Origin of the sequence: Ferruginibacter sp., assembly GCF_014377975.1 — a bacterium.
Taxonomy (GTDB): Bacteria; Bacteroidota; Bacteroidia; order Chitinophagales; family Chitinophagaceae; genus Ferruginibacter.
Map to the genome: position 1 here is coordinate 1 of NZ_JACMOO010000116.1, position 4,223 is coordinate 4,223.

Sequence of the window (4,223 nt, forward strand, 5' to 3'; positions counted from 1 at the left end):
GCAGATGGCAAATGATATCAACAGGCATAGCAGCCTAAAAAATAGGGACTGGCAGATTGCCTGTAATGAAATTAAAAACAAGTTGCAGGGCGAAAAAAATTTTTTTAAACCGCAATTTTTAGTTTTTGCACAGTCTGACGATGATGCTATGAAAAACAAATGTTTGTCACAAAATAATATTACCAGGCAGTTGTTATAGCTTCCTCTTTTCCTGTGCCCTTATTATCGCATCTTCCAACACCTGTAAGCCTTCTGCCAGTTGTTCATCGGTAATAACAATGGGTGGTAACAGGCGAATACAATTGCTAAACAAGCCGGCCCTTATCATTATCAATCCATGCGCTACTGCGTCTCTGATGATTTCAAGTGTGGCATCGGCATCTGGTTCTTTTGTGTTCCTGTCTTTAACAAATTCAACTAACCGCATGGCGCCGATACCGCGTACATCCCCGATGAGCGGATATTTTTCTTTCCATCCTTCCAGTGTTAGACGGATGATTTCTCCCACTTCATTTACCCGTTTCAAAAAACTTTCTAATTGTAAAATTTTAATTGATTCAATCGCTGCCACACAAGCTACGGGACTGCCGCCATAAGTACCGCCCACGCCACCTGGATGTGGGGCATCCATGATTTCGGCCCTGCCGGTTGTAGCGCTAATGGGCATTCCGGCTCCAATTGATTTTGCGGTTACAACAATGTCCGGTATTACGCCGCTGTGTTCGCAGGCAAACATTTTTCCGGTACGTCCGGCACCACACTGTATTTCATCGGCAATAAATACAATGCCGTGCTTATCGCACACCTGGCGCAGCTTGTGTAAATAGGCTGCAGGCATGGATAAAAAACCACCTTCGCCCATTACCGGTTCAATGATAATGGCTGCGAGCGAATCAGGATCTACCTGCGATATAAATGATTCATCTAATTTTTTGATACAATAATTTATATACTGCTCTTCCGTCATCCCATCAATACCCCGGTACATATTGGGTGCTGGTATGCGATAAATATCGGGCACAAAACTGCCAAAGCCTTTTTTAAACAACGCATATTTGCTGGTAAGGCTCAACGTTAGTAAAGTGCGGCCATGATAGGCACCTTCAAAACAAAGCACTGCATTTCTTTTGGTGTAATATTTTGCAACATTGATGGCGTTTTCAACAGCTTCAGAACCGGAGCAAGCCAACAAAGTTTTTTTAGGAAAGTCGCCGGGCGTAACACTGTTTAGTAATTCAGCCAGGTCAAGATATGGCTCAATCGTTGTAACCAGTGTGCAGGTATGGATGTACTTATCTAATTGTTTTTTTATTGCAGCAACCACCTTTTCATTGCTGTGTCCTACATTGATCATGCCGATACCACCGGCAAAATCCAGCAATTGGTTTCCATCAACGTCCCATACCAAGGCCCCTTCTGCTCTTTCCACCACTACGTCGGTTGACCTTGCTAATCCGGCCGGTAATAAATTTTTTCTTCTTTCCAAAGCGGCGAGGCCTTTCGGTCCGGGCAGGCTTGTTTTTAACTTAATAGATGTCATGATATTATTTTATATTTTTTGAAAAATGGTGCGCCACCATCGTAAAATTTTTATTTAAATATAGCCGGTGTGCATCGGTGCGCAGGTAGCCCGAATCCAGTGTCACTATTTTGTATCCTTTCTCTTTTGCGATTGCTGCAACATAATCCAACAACAGCCCTCCGTAACCTTTACCTCTTACCAAAGGCAGCGTAGAAAGGTCATCAATATAAATATGTTTGCCATTGTATAAGTATTGCAGATAACGAAAACCAATCACTGCAACGGCTTTTCTATCTTCTTCGATAAAAGCAAGCTGATAACCTTCTGTCATCATTTCTTTTATCATTGTTACAAATTCGTTTTGCAACAAATGTGGTCTTAAAGCATACAGTACATCCCAACAATTAAGTATGTCCTTCTCTGATGTGCATAGCTGAATTTTCATGTTATATATTTTTATCAATATCAATTTTTATCAATACGCCATAATTGCCACAGGCAGGGTCGGTTAGGTAATCCGGAACCAGGCTTACCGGTTCAAATCCAATTTTCATTTGTGCGCTGATGGTGGGATCTTTTATTTTGCCCTGCTTCAGCTCTTCAAAATATTGCTCTGCAGAAATGCTGCCTGCCACTGCGCCATATCCGTTCATCATACCAACAGTGTACTGCCCTTTAAGACCAAGTGCTCTTGCCACCTGGTGTCTGGCCCGGTATAAATGCCTGGCCAATCCTCGGCCCCTGTATTCAGGATGTACACCCATATCCAACCCGTACAACCAATCTCCTTCGGGATTATGGTTGGTAAACCAGCCGCCAGCACTAATTTGCTTGAAAGTATGCTGTTCGGTAGAAAAATTAGCCCGCATACAGGATGTCATGCCAATAACCTGGTTGTTGTTTGTGACTACAAACTGCCCCTCCGGAAAAATGGTCAGGTGATGCAAAAATTGTTCAGCTTTTATCCATTCTTCTACAGCAAGTGTTGGAAACACAATCTGCTGTAGCGCTTCCAACTGAGCGGCATGTTGTTGCAGCATTTGTTGTACTGCCATACCTGGTTGTAACTGTTGGTAATATGGTGAAGTGGTTGTTTTCATTTTATGCGATTGTATAGCCCAGTATAATATAAATGATACAGGAAATAACAAAGGCGATGCCGGCATAAGGCAGTTGCGACAAGCCATGATCGAGATTGTTACATTCTGTGCTTTGCGACGTCAGTACATTGCAATCGGAATACAAACAGGCATTGCTTCCGGCTGCTCCGGCGCTTACTACGGCACCAATATTCAGTAATACATTACTATCGAAATGCTGTGCCAGCGGTACTATTAGCGGAATGGCCACAGCATACAATCCCCAGGAAGCGCTGGTGGTAACAGAAATAACAGACATAGATAAAAAAATGATGCAGGGAAGCAGTTGTTTGTTCAGATAAGGCGAAGCAGATTTTAATACATACTGGGTAAGATGCATCTGATCATTTACGTCTTTCAGCATATAACTCATCAACAAAATGGCCAACGCAAAAATCATACTGTTGAAACCGGAAAAAATGGTTTCAGTCAATTGCCTGAAATTACCCAGCTTCATAAAAAGATAATAAAAAAAAGTAAAGCCTACCGATACAAGTACACCTTTTAATGCGTCGATATCGAAATAGATAGTAGCTGCCAGTAATACAACGATGGGCAAAATAAAATAAATTACTTTAGGTTCTTTTGTAGCGTCCATTGGTGTAATGTCGAGGGTAGCAGTACTTGAAAATGCTGATCCTGAAACCTGTCCCGTAGTTTCTGTTCTTATTTTTGCTTGCTTCATTTTGCCAAACCAGGGTATTATGCCATAAATAAAAAATGGTATCAGCAGTACAGAAACAAAGCCATACACCACAAACGGAATCATGTGCCAATAGGTTACCAACCCCTTTCCTTCGGGCGCAACTTTAGAGCTTTCTAAAATTTTCCCTACAAAAATAGTCCAGGTAGAAATGGGGACAATAACACAAAATGGTGCGGCCGTTGTATTAACGATATACGCCAGCTTTTCTCTTGGAACCCGGTGTGCATCGGTAATTTTTTTCATGCTCAGTCCAACTGTTAACGCACTTAAATAATCATCTAAAAATATGGATAGTCCCAGCAACCAGGTAGTGATGAGGGCATTCTTTTTTGTTTTGATGCGGTTGAGTGCCAAATCACCAAACCTTGCAGTACCGCCACTTCGCACCATCAGGCCAATTAAAGATCCGTATAAACCACATACGAGTATCACCCATACAGAATCTTTATCGCTTAATATTTTTATCAGCGAATCTACAAAGCCATTAAAAAAATTAGTGTGCGTAAAATATCCTATCATGATGAAGCTTATCATACAGCCAATCAGCAATGGTTCAAAAGAACTCCTGAGCAGTACCGCAAGTACAATCACCACCAGTGGAGGTATCAAAGCCAATGCACCGTATTCTAACATAGTTATGAATTGTAATTTATAAGTTATGAGTTATAAGTTGTGAGTGGATATTCATTCGCAAGTATTCAAATTATTAATTATTAATAGGTTTAAGTAGAATAAGCACAAAGTCTTTTTAACACTGGGTAAGAATGTGGTATTTCATTCATCAATCGATTTATGATATTATCAAATAGCCATTCTTTCATATTGCGTTTATTAAAACGATAAATGTATTCATCAA

Annotated in this window: 5 protein-coding genes; 1 reads left to right on the plus strand and 4 read right to left on the minus strand. The window is 40.9% G+C overall.

Features of this window, described 5'->3' with window-relative positions; genetic code table 11:
• Positions 1-199, plus strand: a 199-nt coding sequence (locus tag H7254_RS06850; RefSeq protein WP_301932264.1) for a hypothetical protein, incomplete at its 5' end; no start/stop codon positions are given.
• Here H7254_RS06850 and H7254_RS06855 read toward each other — a convergent pair.
• Genes H7254_RS06855 through H7254_RS06870 form a run of 4 tightly spaced genes read right to left on the minus strand, consistent with a single transcriptional unit; the run spans position 194 to position 4,000 of the window.
• Positions 194-1,540 carry an aspartate aminotransferase family protein gene (locus tag H7254_RS06855; RefSeq protein WP_301932265.1) on the minus strand — a complete coding sequence of 449 codons (1,347 nt, stop codon included), beginning with the start codon at positions 1,538-1,540 and terminating at the stop codon, positions 194-196. The two genes, H7254_RS06850 and H7254_RS06855, sit on opposite strands and share 6 nt — an antisense overlap.
• Positions 1,541-1,544: 4 nt before the next feature.
• Complete coding sequence (locus H7254_RS06860; protein ID WP_301932266.1) at positions 1,545-1,967, minus strand: GNAT family N-acetyltransferase; 423 nt, start codon at positions 1,965-1,967, stop codon at positions 1,545-1,547.
• 1 nt (position 1,968) lies between these two features.
• Positions 1,969-2,622 carry a GNAT family N-acetyltransferase gene (locus H7254_RS06865; protein ID WP_301932267.1) on the minus strand — a complete coding sequence of 218 codons (654 nt, stop codon included), beginning with the start codon at positions 2,620-2,622 and terminating at the stop codon, positions 1,969-1,971.
• A gap of 1 nt (position 2,623) precedes the next feature.
• Complete coding sequence (locus H7254_RS06870; RefSeq protein ID WP_301932268.1) at positions 2,624-4,000, minus strand: Na+/H+ antiporter NhaC family protein; 1,377 nt, start codon at positions 3,998-4,000, stop codon at positions 2,624-2,626.
• Between the last annotated feature and the right edge of the window lie 223 nt (positions 4,001-4,223).

Coding starts and splice junctions, on each gene's coding strand:
- H7254_RS06855 (WP_301932265.1), bottom strand. CDS start 1,540: ATGACATCTATTAAGTTAAAAACAAGCCTGCCCGGACCGAAAGGCCTC.
- H7254_RS06870 (WP_301932268.1), bottom strand. CDS start 4,000: ATGTTAGAATACGGTGCATTGGCTTTGATACCTCCACTGGTGGTGATT.
- H7254_RS06865 (WP_301932267.1), bottom strand. CDS start 2,622: ATGAAAACAACCACTTCACCATATTACCAACAGTTACAACCAGGTATG.
- H7254_RS06860 (WP_301932266.1), bottom strand. CDS start 1,967: ATGAAAATTCAGCTATGCACATCAGAGAAGGACATACTTAATTGTTGG.